General features: G+C 61.5%; 13 protein-coding genes. 8 read left to right on the top strand and 5 right to left on the bottom strand.

All coding sequences use genetic code 11. The features are described from left to right. The first annotated feature begins 132 nt into the window (after positions 1-132). The 3 genes from LGH70_RS00875 to LGH70_RS00865 all read left to right on the top strand — a co-directional run bounded on the left by LGH70_RS00875 (position 133) and on the right by LGH70_RS00865 (position 4,289). Positions 133-1,101 carry a bestrophin family protein gene (locus LGH70_RS00875; protein WP_226181786.1) on the top strand — a complete coding sequence of 323 codons (969 nt, stop codon included), beginning with the start codon at positions 133-135 and terminating at the stop codon, positions 1,099-1,101. Positions 1,102-1,522: 421 nt separating this feature from the next. Continuing rightward, a complete protein-coding gene (locus LGH70_RS00870; protein WP_226181784.1) occupies positions 1,523-1,906 on the top strand; it encodes an STAS domain-containing protein in 384 nt (127 codons plus the stop codon). Positions 1,907-2,150: 244 nt separating this feature from the next. After that, on the top strand, positions 2,151-4,289 hold the full coding sequence (locus LGH70_RS00865) for an FUSC family membrane protein (RefSeq protein WP_226181782.1): 2,139 nt from the start codon (positions 2,151-2,153) through the stop codon (positions 4,287-4,289). Between the two features lie 7 nt (positions 4,290-4,296). On the opposite strand, the gene LGH70_RS00860 is transcribed toward LGH70_RS00865, so the two are convergent. The 4 genes from LGH70_RS00860 to LGH70_RS00845 all read right to left on the bottom strand — a co-directional run bounded on the left by LGH70_RS00860 (position 4,297) and on the right by LGH70_RS00845 (position 10,470). Further along, complete coding sequence (locus LGH70_RS00860) at positions 4,297-4,947, bottom strand: response regulator (protein WP_226181780.1); 651 nt, start codon at positions 4,945-4,947, stop codon at positions 4,297-4,299. Between the two features lie 44 nt (positions 4,948-4,991). After that, positions 4,992-6,917 carry a sensor histidine kinase gene (locus LGH70_RS00855; protein ID WP_226181778.1) on the bottom strand — a complete coding sequence of 642 codons (1,926 nt, stop codon included), beginning with the start codon at positions 6,915-6,917 and terminating at the stop codon, positions 4,992-4,994. Positions 6,918-7,113: 196 nt separating this feature from the next. Beyond that, positions 7,114-8,295 (bottom strand): hypothetical protein, encoded by a 1,182-nt coding sequence (locus LGH70_RS00850; protein ID WP_226181776.1) that lies wholly within the window; start codon positions 8,293-8,295, stop codon positions 7,114-7,116. A 117-nt stretch (positions 8,296-8,412) separates the two neighbouring features. Further along, the gene (locus LGH70_RS00845) at positions 8,413-10,470 is read right to left on the bottom strand and encodes a S9 family peptidase (protein ID WP_226181774.1); all 2,058 of its coding nucleotides are present in this window, start codon (positions 10,468-10,470) and stop codon (positions 8,413-8,415) included. 164 nt (positions 10,471-10,634) lie between these two features. Here LGH70_RS00845 and LGH70_RS00840 point away from each other — a divergent pair, with 164 nt between their 5' ends. Beyond that, positions 10,635-11,537, top strand: a complete 903-nt coding sequence (locus LGH70_RS00840) for a LysR substrate-binding domain-containing protein (protein WP_226181772.1) — start codon at positions 10,635-10,637, stop codon at positions 11,535-11,537. A gap of 92 nt (positions 11,538-11,629) precedes the next feature. Continuing rightward, entirely contained in the window at positions 11,630-12,655 is a 1,026-nt protein-coding gene (locus tag LGH70_RS00835; protein WP_226181770.1) for a YeiH family protein, read from the top strand. 88 nt (positions 12,656-12,743) lie between these two features. Here LGH70_RS00835 and LGH70_RS00830 read toward each other — a convergent pair whose 3' ends face one another. After that, the gene (locus tag LGH70_RS00830; RefSeq protein ID WP_226181768.1) at positions 12,744-12,932 is read right to left on the bottom strand and encodes a hypothetical protein; all 189 of its coding nucleotides are present in this window, start codon (positions 12,930-12,932) and stop codon (positions 12,744-12,746) included. A gap of 156 nt (positions 12,933-13,088) precedes the next feature. On the opposite strand from LGH70_RS00830, the gene LGH70_RS00825 reads away from it, so the two are divergent. Genes LGH70_RS00825 through LGH70_RS00815 form a run of 3 tightly spaced genes read left to right on the top strand, consistent with a single transcriptional unit; the run spans position 13,089 to position 15,329 of the window. Continuing rightward, on the top strand, positions 13,089-13,337 hold the full coding sequence (locus LGH70_RS00825; protein WP_226181766.1) for a hypothetical protein: 249 nt from the start codon (positions 13,089-13,091) through the stop codon (positions 13,335-13,337). 45 nt (positions 13,338-13,382) lie between these two features. After that, the gene (locus tag LGH70_RS00820; protein WP_226181764.1) at positions 13,383-14,111 is read left to right on the top strand and encodes a hypothetical protein; all 729 of its coding nucleotides are present in this window, start codon (positions 13,383-13,385) and stop codon (positions 14,109-14,111) included. Between the two features lie 33 nt (positions 14,112-14,144). Continuing rightward, positions 14,145-15,329: an SHOCT domain-containing protein gene (locus LGH70_RS00815; RefSeq protein WP_226181762.1), complete on the top strand. Its 1,185-nt coding sequence runs from the start codon at positions 14,145-14,147 to the stop codon at positions 15,327-15,329. Positions 15,330-15,410: the final 81 nt, after the last annotated feature.

Raw genomic sequence — 15,410 nt, 5'->3', positions numbered from 1 at the left:
GCCATTCCCCTCCAACGCTCTGCCGGAGCTTCCGTAAGTACTAATCCTGCCCCGTAGAGCGCAGTAAAGTGAGGGTTCTGGCGGGCCAGAACGACAACCTCACCATTTTATCATCTCACAACCTCTCCATACGTGTACATCCGGGAAAATCTTCGTTGGCGTGTTATCTGGAAATATGCCTGGCGTAGCGTCCTGCTCTTCACGCTGTATTCGCTGTTCCTGTGCTTTCTGTACGCCTACGTGGGGCTGCAGTTTATTGCCATTCCCTGGCAGCCGGTAGCCACGCTGGGCATTGCCGTGTCGTTCTATATCGGCTTCAAGAACAACGGCTCCTACGACCGTTTCTGGGAAGGCCGGCAGCTGTGGGGCGGCGTCGTGAATGCCAGCCGCACCTGGGCCATCAAGGCCCTGGAGTTTGTGACCTCGATTGTGGATGCGCCTAACGTGGATGCCCCCGCGGCCAGCGCCCTGGAGCTCAGCCACCGGCACCGGCAGCTGATTTACCGCCACATTGCCTGGTGCAATGCCCTGCGCATCCATCTGCGCCGCCAGCCCGAGCTATGGGACGACGAAGTAGCCCCGTTTCTGGAACCGGAAGAATCGGAGGTGATGCGGCGCAAGCAGAATCCGCCGGCTCACCTGGTGCGGCAGCAGGCGGCCGAGCTGCGCATCCTGCGCGAGGAGCGGGGCCTGCTCAACGACTTCCAGCATGTGTCGATGGTCGAAACGCTGGAGCAGCTCTACAATCTGCAGGGCGGCTGTGAGCGAATCAAGAACACGCCCTTTCCGCGGCAGTACGCCTTTTTCAGCTACGTGTTTGTGTGGCTGTTCATTGCCCTGCTGCCCCTGGGCCTGCTGGGTGAATTTTCCAAGCTCGGGCCCACGCACGTCTGGCTCACGGTGCCTTTCTCGGTGCTCGTTTCCTGGGTTTTCAACACCATCGAAATAGTGGGGCACACGAGCGAGAATCCGTTCGACAACCTGATGAACGACGTACCCATGACGGCCCTGTGCCGCAGCATTGAAATCGACCTGCGCGAGATGCTCGGCGAAACCGATCTGCCTTCCCGCCTCGACCCCATCGACGATATTCTGTACTAGGCTCTCAGGTCAGCTGATAGGCTGATACATAGATAGGTAGGTATATAGCGGTGCCGGTGTGGGTGGTTGGTACTGCAGGCCGGACGGTTTCACAAGGGCCATTAGTCGGCAGATTGGCCTTTCCGGCTGGCTACGGTTGAGCTAGCCCTCCTTTTCGTGCTCTGGCTACGTTAATTGTATTTATCTAATTACAGGTTTAGAAGTGAAACTATTGACTTAAAAATGAGTGTCTTACGATTAAAATATTTTAATCATCGGCATAGACCAATCGGGTTGCCAGCCGTATTTAAACGACCGTTCGTTCTTCCGCCCGGTGGCCCGGATTCCCTTGTTTCGTCTGGCCCGCCCCGCCTGCCTGTTTTGTTGCCGCCCTGTTTGTCTTGTGCCCCCAAACCCCGCCAACCATTCTTGAACAGTACCCATGGAAGTGTATCGTGAGATTTTGCCGGAAAGCTACCTTCTCATTCTGGCCGACGACGTACCCAGCTCAACCGATCAGGAAGATGACGCGCTGGACCGGGCCCTGAGCCGGGCCACCCGCAGCGGCAAGTCCAGCATCTGGGTCGACTGCAGCCACCTGCACCATCTACCCCCGGATGCGGCCGAGCTGCTTACCTACTACTACCATAAGCTGAGCCGCCACGGCATGAGCCTGATTTTGTGCCACCTCAGCGACGATATCCGGCAGGAGCTGCTGGGCCTGGCCCCGACCCTAAACGTGCCCATCGTGCCCACGCTGCTCGACGCGGAGAAGTACTGCCAGCAGCACGTAAACATGCCCCGCCCGCAGTCGGATGCCGCGTAAGCCCAGCGCCGGCGTTGCCTTGGCAGAAGCCTTGCTACCCCGTGTGGCAGGGCTTCTGGCGTAGATACGGGAGGGCAAGAAGCCCTAAAGCCCGGCGGAGCTACAAAATTGTGGGATGGTATCCGGTTGAATGCCAGGAATAAACAAGGTAAACGCCCAGGGCAGCGGTAAGTATTGCCAACAGGGCTTACCTTGCCCGCCGTATAAGCAGCCAGGCTGGCCCCCGCCCCGATAGAACGCCGCAATGAACGAGCACACCCGAAAAATCCATTATTTCTTCTTTGGACAGGATTTTTCCGATGGGCTGCGCATCACCTTTGCCATTCTGCTGCCGGCGCTGGTGTTTTCCCAGCTGCAGCAGTTCGAAATCGGCCTTACGCTCTCCACCGGGGCCGTGTGTATCAGCATCACCGACTTGCCCGGCCCCATTGAGCACAAGCGCAACGGCATGCTGGCCGGCTGCGTGTGCGTGTTTCTGGTAGCCGTTCTCACGGGCCTGGTGCAGTATTCCAACTGGCTGCTGGGCCTGGAAGTAGCCACGCTGAGCTTCGTCTTTACCATGCTGCTGGTGTACGGCGCCCGGGCCGGGGCCGTGGGCTCGGCGGCCCTGCTCATCATGATTCTGATGATGGACCAGCCCCGCACGCCGGCCCAGGTGCTGCCCTACGCCGGGCTGGTGCTGGCCGGGGGCGTGTGGTACATGGTGCTGAGTATGCTGCTGCACCAGGTGCGGCCCCACCGGGCGGCCCGGCAGGCGCTGGCCGAGTGCATTCACGCCATATCCGGGTTTCTGACCATCAAAGCCGACTTCTACACCCTCGAAACCAACCTGGAAGGCGACTACCGGCGACTGGTGGCCCAGCAGGTGGTGGTGAGCGAAAAGCAGGATGCCGTGCGCGAGGTGCTGTTTCGCAGCCGCCAGATCAGCAGCGAATCGACCACGCGGGGGCGGCGGCTGGTGGTCACGTTTATCGACGTGGTAGATCTGTACGAGCACATCACGGCCACGTACTACGACTATGCGGCCCTGCGCACTCAGTTTGGGCACACCGGTATTCTGGCCGATGTGGCCCGCATGATTCGGCACATGGCCGTGGAGCTGGACCACATCGGGGCTGCCATTCAGGCCAACCGGCCCTACACCACCCGCGCCAACCTCAAAGGCCAGCTCGAAGACCTGAAAGTACGTATCGACGCCATCGGGGAAGAAGGCAGCGCCGGCAGCAACCTGGTGCTGAAGAAAATCCTGGTGAACCTGCGCAATCTGACCCAGCGCGTAAACGACATTCTCAACTACTTCGACGAAGCCCGGGCCAGCACCCGCGGCGGCCGGGAGCTTGAGGTGTCGCGCTTCGTGTCGAAGAATGAGTATGAGCTGAAGGCCATCCGGGATAACCTGACGTTCAACTCCTCCGTGTTTCGCCACGCCATCCGGATGACGCTGGCCTGCTCGGTGGGGTTTGTGGCCTCCAAGCTGCTGTTTCCGGGCTCCCACAGCTACTGGATTCTGATGACCACCACCTACATGCTCAAGCCCGGCTTCAGCCTGACCAAGGAGCGCAACTATCAGCGCGTGCTGGGCACCCTGGCCGGCGGCGCCATCGGGGTGCTGATTTTGTGGCTGATACCCAACCAGACCGTGCAGTTTGCGTGCATGGTGGTGCTCATGGTTATTTCCTACAGCTTCCAGCGCACCAACTACATCATCACCGTCACCTGCCTCACGCCCTTTATCCTGATTATGTTCAGCCTGCTGGGCGTGGGCTACTTGGGCGTCATCGAGGAGCGCGTAGTCGATACGCTGGTGGGCTGTGCCATTGCGTTTTCGGCCGGCTACCTGCTGTTCCCGAAGTGGGAGTCGGAGCAGTTGCAGGATTTCATGCGCGACGTGCTGCGGGCCAACCTGAAGTACCTGCACAAGCTGGCCGAAAGCATTGCCGGCGTCAGCTTCCGTCAGACCGACTACAACTTGGTGCGCAAGGAGGTTTACGTTAGCTCGGCCAACCTGTCGGCCGCTTTTCAGCGTATGCTCTCCGAGCCCAAAAGTACCCAGCGCAGCAGCAACGAAGTGCACGATTTTGTGGTGCTGAACCACATTCTGGCTTCCAATATTGCCTCTATCACCTCGGCGGCCGGCGGCCAGTCGTTGGTACCTACTATCCGCAAGCCGCTGCGCATGGCCCTGGTCACGCTGGGCCGCAGCCTGAAAAAGCTGGAGCCCGACGCCCCGGAGCCGCCCACCGATTTTCTGGCCGTGGAGCCCGATGCTTTCCCCAAACAGGTGCTGACGCCGGAGGAAAACCTGCTGCGCGAACAGCTGGAGTTTATTCAGAAGGTCAGCAACGACATCGGCAAAACCACCGACGCCATTCTGGTGCGGTAGGGCGTTGCTACAGGCCGTGGTCGAAGGCGAACTGCAAGAGGGCGGCCATGTTGGGCAGCTCCAGCTTGTGCATAATGTTGCGCCGGTGCGTGCCCACCGTAAACTCCGACAACGACAACCGGTCGGCTATGTCGCGGGTGGTGAGGCCGGCCCGGATGAGGCCCACAACCTCCCGCTCACGGGTAGAAAGGCGGTGCAGGCGCAACAATGGCTCAGTAGCGGCGCCTGACGCGGGGGGCTTGAGGCGGGAAAGCTGCGGAAATACCCGGTTGCCGGCATGCACGCTGCGAATGGCGGCCAGCAGTTGCTCGGCATCGGCCGACTTGGCCAGAAACCCATGGGCACCGGCCGCGGCCACCCGCTCAATCAGCTCGGGGGCGGCGGCCGTGCTAAAGACCAGCACCCGCAGCTGGGGCCAGCGCTGCTGCAGCAGCGGCAGCACCGTCAGCCCATCGGGACCGGGAATATGCAGATCGAGCAGCAGCACGTTGGCGGGCAGGGGCAGGGGGGCCCGCTCCAGCCAATCGAGCAGGGCGTCGCCGGAAGCCAGCTGGTCTACTACCATCATATCGGTTTGCCCCGCCAGCAGCAAAGCCAGGCTCTGCGTCAGCATCAGGTGGTCGTCAACGATAAGCAGCCTACAAGAGTCTGGATTCATACGGGGGAGAAAAGTCCTAGAAAGAAAGCGGAATTCAATTGCAATTAACAAGGAATTCGGACGACAATGCTGGTGCCCTGCGAAGAACTGTCGATGTGGACCTGGCCCCGCAGGTAATCGACGCGCGCCTGCACCCCGCGCAGGCCAATACCGGCGCCGGCCATGGTCTGCCGAAAGCCCTTGCCGTTGTCCTCCACCAGGATTTCCAGCTCGGCCGAGTGGCGCAGCAGCTGCACCGAAACCTCCGTGGCCTTGGAGTGGCGGATGGCATTATTCAGCAGCTCGGCCGCAATGCGGTAGGCCGCCTGCTGCACGGCATTGGGTAATTTATCCAGCTCCGCGTCGCAGTAGGTTTGCACCACGGGGCTGCCGTAGATGTTGTGCAGCTCGCCCAGGGCCGTTATCGACTCGGCCAGGGTGCCCAGCCCCGGCTCGGTGGGCAGCAGTACGTGGCTGTAGGTTCGCACTTCGTCGCGCAGGTGGCGCAGCAGCAGCTCGGTGTGGTGGGCTACGGCGGTAGCATCGGGCGAGCTGGCCAGCGCCTCCCGCATGGCCTGGCCCTGCCAGGCCATGTGCAGGGCCGCCAGATTGGGGCCCAGCGCGTCGTGCAGCTCCCGGGCCAGTTGGGCGCGCTCTTCCTCCTGGGCCGCAATCAGGCGGGCACTCTGAGCATTGCGCTGGCGCAGCTGACGGATGCGCAGCTTCTCATTGTGGCGCAGCGTGTGCCGAAACCGGCCCGTGAGCAGCGCACTGAGCACCAGTAGCTCCAGTACCAGGCCCCAGGCCAGAGCATTGGGCTTCACCAGGTTAAAGTTGGTCAGGCCCATGTGGTTGAGCCAGAACAGCATGAAGCCGATGAAAAAGAAGAAGTAGGTGAGGGCGTAATACGCGGCCAGGTTGCGGCGCCGCGAAAGCAAAACGGCCAGCAGCGCCACCCAGCCATACACAAACACCGTGAGCAGCAGCACTTCCCGAATGCCGTTGAGCACGGCCGGATACAGGGTGCCCGAGCGCACCGCCAGCGGAAACAGCAGCGCGTAGATGACCACAAACCCGGCCCCCGTGCCCGCCACCCAGTTGCCGACGCGGTAGAGACGCGGCCAGCCGGCCCGCAGCCGCAAAAAGGCCTGCATGATGCGCACACCGCAGGCCGCGGCCAGCAGCAAAAAGTTGAACTGCCCCGTCGACCATACCAGGTGGTAAATGGACGTGGGCAGCACCCAGGCATCGAACCCGTCTTCCATCAGCAGGAAAAGCGTTACGCACAGCACGTAGAGCACATACCAGATATGGATACGGTCGCGCAGGAAGGCAAACAGCACCAAGTTGAACAACGCGCTGCTCGTGTAGAAGCCCAGCAGCCAGATCCAGTGGCGGGTGAAGGGTGCGCTTACTTCCGAGGCCAGAAACTGCTCGGTCGTTTCGATGTAGGTGGGCAGGTACAGGGCCCCGGCGAAGTGGTCGACGCGCAGGTAGAGCACGGCCCGCTGGCCGGCTTCGAGCAGAAAGGGAAAGCTGAGCGAGCGGGCCGGGAAGGGACGTTGGTCGGCGGGCTGCCAGGAGCTGGCCACTACCTGCCGAAACTCTTGCTCGCCCTGGGGCCGGAAGTAAAGCCGGGCGCTGTCGGTGAAGTTGTAAATGCTCCACACATAGCGGCTGCGCTCCACGCCCGTATTGGCCACGGCAATGCGCACCCATACGCGCTGGTGCAGAAAGCCCAGGCTCAGGGCCTTGTGCCAGCGGCCGGTCTGGAAGGCGCCGGCCCGCCAGAGGCTGTCGGCGCGCTCGGGGCTGGCCGGCACCTCGAAGGGCTCGGTGTAGTAGCGGTACACTTCCGAGACGTGCCGGTGGTTTTCGCCCTGCAGATACAGCGTGTCGAGTACCGTTTGGGCTTCCTCGCCGGCCGGCTGAGCCAGACTACGCGCCGAAAGCCCAACCACCAGGGCGCAAAGCACCAGCAGGCGAAGCACGAGAGAAAATGGAATACGCAATGGGGGTTGGCTAAATTCTATAATACCTGCTATGTACTTGCCTGACGACAAATGCGTTGCACAGCTCCGCGCCGGCCCGCAGGTGACCCGGCGCCTACCCGGGCACTACTGGCGTGGGGCTGGAAGAAGGATGTCGTCCGGTTAGGAAGAACGCAACAAGCGCGGATAAGGGGCCTTACTCGTAGTATTCGTACTGATACTGGTAGAAAACCGGCTTGGCGCTGCGGGCATCGGTGGTTTCACCCTTGAGCAGCCCACTGGGCAGGTACGAAAACACCGAATAAGCAGCTTGGGCCGGGGCCGAGCCGGCCCGCAGGCTGCCTTGCCGGCCAATAAGCTGCCCCAGGGAGTTGTAGGTGTAATGCACCACGTTCCGGATAAGATGCCGCTGTGCCCCGACCTCCACCGGCGTGGTGATTTCCTGCCGAACCAGCCGGTTTTTCTGGTCGTAGTCGTGGCGGCGCTGGGGGTGCAGGGCCTCGCCCTGGCGCAGGGTGGCCAGGGCTTGCTCCGGGTTGGGAAAGGCGGGAATATCGACTGAATGCCGGGTCGGGCGGGCTTTAGCCGTGGCAGGCAGCGTCAGATTACCGCTTTCCACCAGGGCGCCGCGCCGATGAATCAGGTAGTGGGCCTGCGAGCTGGTCGGTCGCTGATTCCCGTTGTAAAAGCAGGTAATGCTCAGCACCGTGTCGGGGTGGGGCACCAGGCGCAGGCTGCGCTGATAGTACTGCGGATACACGTACTGACTCACCGTCAGGGCCTGCCCCCGGATTTCGGTCAGCACCGTGTCGGCGCTCCGGTACAGCTGCTTCTCGCTAACAATGGTGCGGGTGCCGTTTGCCAGGAGTACTTCCTGCTGCCCGCGCTGCAAGGCCGGGTTGTAAGTGTTGATAACGGTGTAGGGCCGAGTGGCCGACGGGTATTCGACCAGCCCCGTGCACTGGCCCTGGTTGTTGTAGCTCCACTGCCGCCGCACCTTGGTGCGGCTGGTGCCCACCTGCAGCCAGCGGCCCTGCCGGTCCACGGCCTGGTACTCGACGGTGTCCTGGGCGTTGCCGTCCTGGTCGAGGCGGATTTTCAGTACCGAGCGCACCTTGTTACGGACGTACAGGTGGCGCGTGGCCGAGTCGGGCTCCGTTTTGATGGAGCCATCGGAGTCGACCGGAATGCTGGGCTGCATCATGATCTGCCGGGCGCTCTGGGAAGGGGAGGGTTGCGGCCGGGAGTAGCCCTGCCACTGGGTTTGCTCCCAGAGCCGGGCCCGGAACTGGGACTGCACCTGGAACTGGGACTGCGCATGGCTCGCCTGAGCAGCAAGCAAGCCCAGGAAAAGGGCAGATAGTAGAACAACGCGCATGGCTGGTGGGGTTATGGGCTAAACGACTATAAGATAACGCTCTAAAACCAGGGCCCCAAACACAAAACAGGCCCTACCGGCTAAAGTAGGGCCTGCGCGGCAGATTAACTATCGGGCCTATTTGGCGGCCTGCGTTTCGGGCTTTAGCGTGCGGCCCAGCCACTCGAAGAACACCCGATTCCAGAGCACCGCATTCTGGGGCTTCTGAATCCAGTGGCCCTCATTGGGGAAGTACAGAAAGCGGCTCGGAATGCCGCGCAGCTGGGCCGAGCCGAAGGCTTCCATGCCCTGGCCCTCCGGCACGCGGAAGTCCTTGCCGCCGTGAATCACCAGGATTGGCGTGTCCCACTTGCCCACGAACTGCTGGGGATTAAACTCGGTATAGCTCTTGTGCTGCGGCATTTCCCAGGGCGCGGCCCCGATGTCGTGCTTGGCAAAGAACATTTCCTCGGTGCTGGGGTACCAGCTCGTCAGGTTGAACAGGCCAGCGTGGGCAATAAAGGTCTTGAAACGACCCTGATGGTGGCCCGCCAGGTAATACACTGAAAAGCCGCCGTAGGAAGCCCCTACGCAGCCGCGCCGGTCCTTGTCCACAAACGGCTCCTTGCTCACCTCGTCGATGGCCGAGAGGTAGTCGCGGATGGGCTGCCCGCCCCAGTCGCCCGAGATGCTGTTGTTCCACTCGGTGCCGAAGCCCGGCAAACCGCGTCGATTGGGCGCCACGATGATATAGCCGTTGGCAGCCATCAGCTGGAAGTTCCAGCGGTAGCTGAAGCTCTGAGTAATCGGGCTCTGGGGGCCGCCCTGGCAGTAAAGCAGCGTGGGGTATTTCTTGCTCGGGTCAAAGTCGGGCGGGTAGATGACGTAGACCTGCATCTGCTTGCCGTCGGTGGTCGTCACGCGGCGGTTTTCCACCTTGCCCATCTTCAAACCGGCTAGCTCGTCCTTGTTGATGGAGGTCAGCGTGGTTTCCTTGCCGGTCTTCAAGTCGATGCGCACCAGGTCGGCGGGGCTGCTGATGGTGGTCTTGTTGGCTACTGCCTGGTCTTTGCCCACCAGTTCGAAGCTGTTATAGTTCTGGGCACCCTGGGTGAGCTGCTTGATTTTGCCGCCCTTGCTGGGCACCGAGAAAATCTGGTCGGTACCCTGAATGACGCTGGCGAAGTAGATGGTCTTGCCGTCGGCGCTCCAGCGCACGTTGGCCGCCGACTGCTCCGAGCCCTTGGTAATATCCTCGCGCTTCTTGGTTTTGAAGTCGTACACCACAATGCCGTTGCGGTCGGCCTCGAAGCCGGGCGTGGCCATGCTCAGCCAGGCTACTTTGGTGCCGTCGGGCGAGAAAACCGGCTCCACGTCGTAGCCCTCCAGGCCCAGGCTCAGGTTCTCGGTTTTTCCCTCCCGGATGCTGTAGAGGTAGATATCGGAGTTGGTGCTTTCGGCTTCGGCCTTGCCCGTGAGCTTGCGCGAGGTGTAGGCCAGGGTGTAGCCGTCGGGCGAAAAAGCCAGCTGCTCGGAGCCGGCCAGCGGGGGCAGGGGCGCGTCAAACTTCTCGCCGGCCATAGCGTCCTTGCCGTAGCCGGTGGGCTTGCCATCGGCCCCTACGGGCTGGAAAAACACATGGGCCACCTTGTAGTCGTCCCACACGTTCCAGTGGCGGTAGTTCAGATCGTCGATGATGCGGGCGTCGGCTTTGGGCAGGTCGGCGTACCAGTCCTTCACCTCTTTGCCCGTCTTCACATCCTGGGTGTAGAGAATAAAGTTGCCCTTAGGCGCGTATTTGAGGTTGCTGAGGCCTTCCTCCGGAAACTGGCTGAGTTGCTGCTTACCCGAGCCGTCGGCGTTGATAACGTAAAGCTGGTCGGAGCCGCCTTCACCTGAAAGGAACGTCAGCTTACCGTCGGGCCGCCAGTTGAGAGTGTTTTCGGACACGGCGGGCGTGTTGGTCAGCTGCTTCACGCTGCCGCCGGCCACGGGTACCAGGTAAATATCGGCGCTGCCCTTGTTGTCATTCAGGCTGTAGCGCGTCACGGTGAAGGCCACCGTTTTCTGGTCCGGCGACACCTGCATTTCGCCCAGGCGGCCCAGCTGCCAGAGCTTTTCCGGCGTCAGCATGGTTTGTTGGGCCGCGGCAGCCAACGGGAACAGGGCCAGCGCGGTAAGAAGAGGTTTTCTCATTGGGAAACGTGGAAATGGGAATTGGTGCTGCAAGGTAATTGGTAGGGGCTAGTTGTTCGTTGTTAGACGGTTGTCATCCTGAGCCTGCTCAGGATAATAGGCGACAACTGAATGCCGGCCACTAACCAAAACCGAACAACCAAAAACCGCCCTACCTTGCAGCCATGCCCGATTTTCGTCTTCGCGTTTTTCAGTCGGTGGCCCGGCACCTGAGCTTCACCAAAGCGGCCCAGGAGCTGTTCATCACCCAGCCCGCCATTACCAAGCACATCCGGGAGCTGGAGCGTAGCTACGCCCAGCGTTTGTTTGAGCGGCGCGGCAACCGCGTGAGCCTCACCGAAGCCGGCCGCCTGCTCCTGACCCACGCCGACGCCGTCGAAACCCTGCACCAGCAGCTCACCGACCAGCTCCACGGCTTACACGCCGAGGCCGCGGGCCGCCTGCGGCTGGGCGCCAGTACCACGCTGGCCCAGTACGTGCTGCCACCCATTCTGCCCGCGTTCCAGGCCCGCTACCCCAACATTGAGCTGACCCTCTACAACGGCAACTCCGAGCAGATTGCCGAGTCCCTGCTCTACGGCCACGTCGACCTGGGCTTCGTGGAAGGCCAGGTCAAGAACCGCGACCTGCACTACGAGCCTCTGCTGGATGATGAGCTGGTAGCGGTGCGCCGGGCCACGCCGGTGGGGCCACCCGCTACACCCATGCCGCTCCACGAGGCGTTGCGCCACCCGCTGGTGCTGCGGGAGCGGGGTTCTGGTACCCTGGAAGTACTGGAATTCGCCTTGCGGGCCCACAAAATCAAGATGTCCGATTTACGCGTGGCCTTGTATCTGGATAATACCGAGGCCATCAAGTCGTACCTGGAGGCGGCGGCCGACTGCCTGGGCTTTGTCTCGAAGCAGGCCCTGAAAAAGGATATAGAGGCCGGTCGGCTGGAAATTGTGCCGGTGCAGAACCTCACCTTGGCTCGGCAGTTTGAGGCCGTCTGGCTGCAGGGCCAGCCCTTGGCGGTGCCCGCGCGGCGGTTTTTGCTCTATGCGCAGCAGACTTTCAGTCAACCCTAGTATAACCTAAAGTAATACTCGATAATCAATTTTGATTATCGAACGGGGCCCGGGTAGCGTACTTTTGGGGTAGTTATTGCTCTGCCCCACCCATGAAGGTTTCCCACCACCGCGCCCCGCTTCTGCCCCACCCAGAAGCAGCGCACAGCGCTTTTGCCGCTTTCCTGCGGCACCCGCTACCTGCTTTCCCGTCGCTCACGCCTCAGCGGCTGCTTTTTGCCCTGGCGTTGCTCGTGTGCGTGTCGCCGCTGGGCTCTCCGCCGCTGGCCCTGCTACTAGGCCTGGTCGTGGCTCTGGTCATCGGCAACCCGTTTCAGGCCCAGAGCCGGCGCCTAACGGGCAAGCTGCTGCAGTGGTCCGTCATCGGGCTGGGCTTTAGCATGAATGCCCACGCCGCCGTGCAGGCCGGGCAGCAAGGAATCCTGTTCACCATTGCCTCCATTGCGGGCACGCTCACGCTGGGCTACTTCGTGGGGCGCTGGCTGAAGCTGGACCCCAAAACCTCCCACCTCATTGCCAGCGGCACAGCTATTTGCGGCGGCAGCGCCATTGCGGCCGTAGGCCCGGTGCTCAAAGCCAACGAGTCGCAGATGTCGGTGGCACTGGGCGCGGTGTTTATTCTGAATGCCATTGCCCTGTTTGTGTTTCCGCAGCTGGGCCACGCGCTGCACATGAGCCAGACCCAGTTTGGCCTCTGGTGTGCCATTGCCATCCACGATACCAGCTCGGTAGTAGGCGCCGCCAGCCACTACGGCGACCAGGCCCTGCAGATTGCCACCACCGTGAAGCTGGCCCGCGCCCTCTGGATTATTCCCGTAGCGCTGGGTACGGCTTTCCTGTTCAAAACGCCCGGCGCCAAAGTCAAGCTGCCCTATTTCATCCTGGGCTTCATCGGGGCCATGCTGCTCAACACCTACGTGCCGGCTCTGCAGCCGGTGGCGCCCCTGGCCGTGAAGCTGGCCAAAATTGGCCTTACCCTAACGCTGTTTCTCATTGGGGCCGGCCTCTCGGCTCAGGTGCTGCGCTCGGTGGGCGTGCGGCCCTTCGTGCAGGCTGTGCTGCTCTGGCTGACCATTTCCGCAGCTTCGCTCTACGCCATTCTGCACACGGTCAGTTAGGCTTTAGCTCAGTGCTGCTACATGCAAAAGAGGCCGTTCCTGAATAGGAACGGCCTCTTTTTAGTTCTGGTGTTAAGCGCAAAGCCGATTACTTGTCGTCGGCTTTCTTGCGGCCCGAGCCGCTTTGCTTGCCGCCGCCATCCTGCTTGTTGACGGTAGCCCAGGCCCGGCGCTCGGCTTCGTCTTCCGACAGGCCGCGCTTTTCGTAGCCTTCTTCGATATGTTCAGCCTGCCGCTTCTGCTTGTCGGTGTAGGCCGATTTGTCTCCTCTTGGCATGATTGAAAAGTCGTTTTGGTGGAATGAGAAGAGTAGTTCGATTACTCAAAACCTTGTACGCGCCCATTTCAGAGGTGTTATGTCGAGCTTGGGCCAAGTGGAGTTGCGGGCAGAAGCATATCTTCGCCCCATCAATTCCCGCCAACTTTTGCCCCCATGCGCCAGCTCGCCGATATTCCGCACCCGGATGCCAAAATCACGCTCTTTTCCTGGAACGGGAAATACCTCATTAAGCTGGAAAAAGGCCCGTTTGAGCAAACCTACAAGGTGAGTGAAATGGACGTGACCAGTGAAGACGACGTGCGCGCCCTGCTCGACGAGGAGTTTGTGGCCGCCGCTGTACTGCGCTTCACCCAGATGCGCCACGATTTGCAGGCCGCCTTCGAGCGGCACGATATTTATTAACCTGCCGGCCGCTCTGGCCATCGTTTCCCTGACCCTGTTTCAACCATGAAATTTCTCGTTTCCACCTTTCTGCTGGCCTCCCTCTGCTGCTTCTCCGCTTCCCGGGCCAGCGCCCAGCTCTACGAGGCCCGTACCAGTACCGTCAACTTCGAGAAGAAGGAGCGCGACGCGGTGAAAGTGCAGGTAGAAGGCACCGCCGCCTGGACCCGCGACTTCTGGCAATCCTGGCTGAAGGATACCTACAACATCCGGCTGAAAGGGGACGGCGTGTTCGGCGTGGGCAAAAAGGACGTGCTGATGGCCAAGCAGACGCCCGCGTCCAGCGTGTCGGGCAAGCTCATCGACTTCTACTCCATGGTCACCTCGCCCTCGGATACCACGTCGGAGCTGTCGGTTTTTGCCGCTTTCGGCGCCGATACCTTTCTGAATCCGGACAAAACGCCCACCGAATTTGCCGCCCTGCGCAGCATGACCCAGAGCTTTGCCGGTGCGGCCCGCATCAAGGCTTACAAGGAAAAGATTGCCGAAGCGGAAAAGCAGCTCAAGGAAGCGGAAAAGGAGAAGGAGCGCCTGCAAAAGGAAATCACCACGCTGGAAGCCAACACCACCAGCAACCTGGCCCGCATCGAAGCCCTGAAGCAAACCAACATCAGCAACGCGCTAAAAGCCCGCGAAGACTCGGTGAAGCTCATCACCACGGGTCAGCAAATGGAGCTGCGCAAGGTGCAGCTGCAGAAGCGTCGTGACCGTCTGTCGGCTCTGGACCGTAAATAAGCTGCCCGCCACCCGCCGCACCGCTACCTGATTATGGAAAAAGACCAGTCGCCCCTCGATACCCTGCGCCAGCTGAAAGAGTGGCTGGACGCGGGCATCATTACCCAGGCCGAATTCGACACGCTCAAGCAAAAGCTGCTGTTCAGCGAGCCGGCTCCGCCCACTGCTACTGCGGCTCCCACTCCGCCGGTGGCACCACCTCTGGCTCCGCCTGCGCCGCCCACGCCCCCGGCTTTTATTCCGCCCGTGCCGCCCTCCGCGCCCGTGAGCGGCGCCGAAATCGGCACCGAGCCACCCCGGCCCCCGGTGGTGATGACGCCCACTACGCCGCCGGTGGTGCCGCCCCCGCCGCCCGTCACGCCGGTGCCACCCACCGAAACCTATAACTACAGCCGGGAGCGGCCCGCCGAGCCCATCTACACCAACGCTCCCGCGCCCTCGTTTGAAGCCACCGAGCTACCCGACGAACCCGACGAAGCCGCGTATGTAGCGCCCACCCGTAGTCCGCTGTCCACTATTCTAATCGTGGGGGGCATTCTGGCGCTGTTGGCCCTTATTGCCTACCTCACGCTGGGCAATCGTGAGTCGGAGCGCCTGAGCAGCATTAGCCGTACGGCCCAGGACAGCCTGAGCACGACCCCGGAAGAAGGTCCTCAGGCCGAGCAGATTGATCTGCCGCCCGCTGCCGCCCCCGAAACGGTGCGCGTAGCTCCCGTGCTGCCGCCCGCCACTCCGGCCCCGGCCACCGACTCGGTCCAGACCGAGCCTGCCGTGGCGCCGACTCCGGAAGCTGCCCCGGCCGCGCCGCCCGCTGACGACAGCGCCGTGCGCAGCCGTATCGAAAGCACACTTTCGGCTTACTACGAGGATCTGAAAGCGGCCCCGTTCAGTGCCGCTCAGTATTTTTCCCCCACCGTCGAGCGGTTCTACACGCAGCAGAACACCACGCCCGCCGCTATTAATGAGGAGCTGACCAAAAGTCATTTTCCGGAATTCCTGGAGGCTTCTACCCAGATTGAGCCGGGCAGCCTGCAGATAGGGGAGGTGGCCAACGACGGTTCGCGCGTCGTAACCTTCCTGGAGCGGAGCCAGGCGTTCCGCCAGTCGCAGCAGAAGCACCAGCAAACCCGCGCCCAGGTGCGGGTGCGCTTCGATAAGAACTACAAAATCAAATATCTGCGTCAGGAGCGGCTGCTGGAAAATACGTTTACTGACTAGCAGCTTGCCGCCCGTAAGTAAAAGAATAGCTCACGCAACCGGCTTGCGTGAGCTATTTTTGTGTTTTGCTACGTAGTTGCC

Origin of the sequence: Hymenobacter nitidus (assembly GCF_020447315.1) — a bacterium.
Taxonomy (GTDB): Bacteria; Bacteroidota; Bacteroidia; order Cytophagales; family Hymenobacteraceae; genus Hymenobacter; species Hymenobacter nitidus.
This window is presented reverse-complemented; position numbering and strand designations above follow the sequence as displayed.

Bases quoted from the DNA above. Each gene is read 5' to 3' on its own strand.
- LGH70_RS00870 (WP_226181784.1), top strand. From the start codon at position 1,523: ATGGAAGTGTATCGTGAGATTTTGCCGGAAAGCTACCTTCTCATTCTG.
- LGH70_RS00865 (WP_226181782.1), top strand. From the start codon at position 2,151: ATGAACGAGCACACCCGAAAAATCCATTATTTCTTCTTTGGACAGGAT.
- LGH70_RS00860 (WP_226181780.1), bottom strand. From the start codon at position 4,947: ATGAATCCAGACTCTTGTAGGCTGCTTATCGTTGACGACCACCTGATG.
- LGH70_RS00850 (WP_226181776.1), bottom strand. From the start codon at position 8,295: ATGCGCGTTGTTCTACTATCTGCCCTTTTCCTGGGCTTGCTTGCTGCT.
- LGH70_RS00845 (WP_226181774.1), bottom strand. From the start codon at position 10,470: ATGAGAAAACCTCTTCTTACCGCGCTGGCCCTGTTCCCGTTGGCTGCC.
- LGH70_RS00840 (WP_226181772.1), top strand. From the start codon at position 10,635: ATGCCCGATTTTCGTCTTCGCGTTTTTCAGTCGGTGGCCCGGCACCTG.
- LGH70_RS00835 (WP_226181770.1), top strand. From the start codon at position 11,630: ATGAAGGTTTCCCACCACCGCGCCCCGCTTCTGCCCCACCCAGAAGCA.
- LGH70_RS00830 (WP_226181768.1), bottom strand. From the start codon at position 12,932: ATGCCAAGAGGAGACAAATCGGCCTACACCGACAAGCAGAAGCGGCAG.
- LGH70_RS00825 (WP_226181766.1), top strand. From the start codon at position 13,089: ATGCGCCAGCTCGCCGATATTCCGCACCCGGATGCCAAAATCACGCTC.
- LGH70_RS00820 (WP_226181764.1), top strand. From the start codon at position 13,383: ATGAAATTTCTCGTTTCCACCTTTCTGCTGGCCTCCCTCTGCTGCTTC.
- LGH70_RS00815 (WP_226181762.1), top strand. From the start codon at position 14,145: ATGGAAAAAGACCAGTCGCCCCTCGATACCCTGCGCCAGCTGAAAGAG.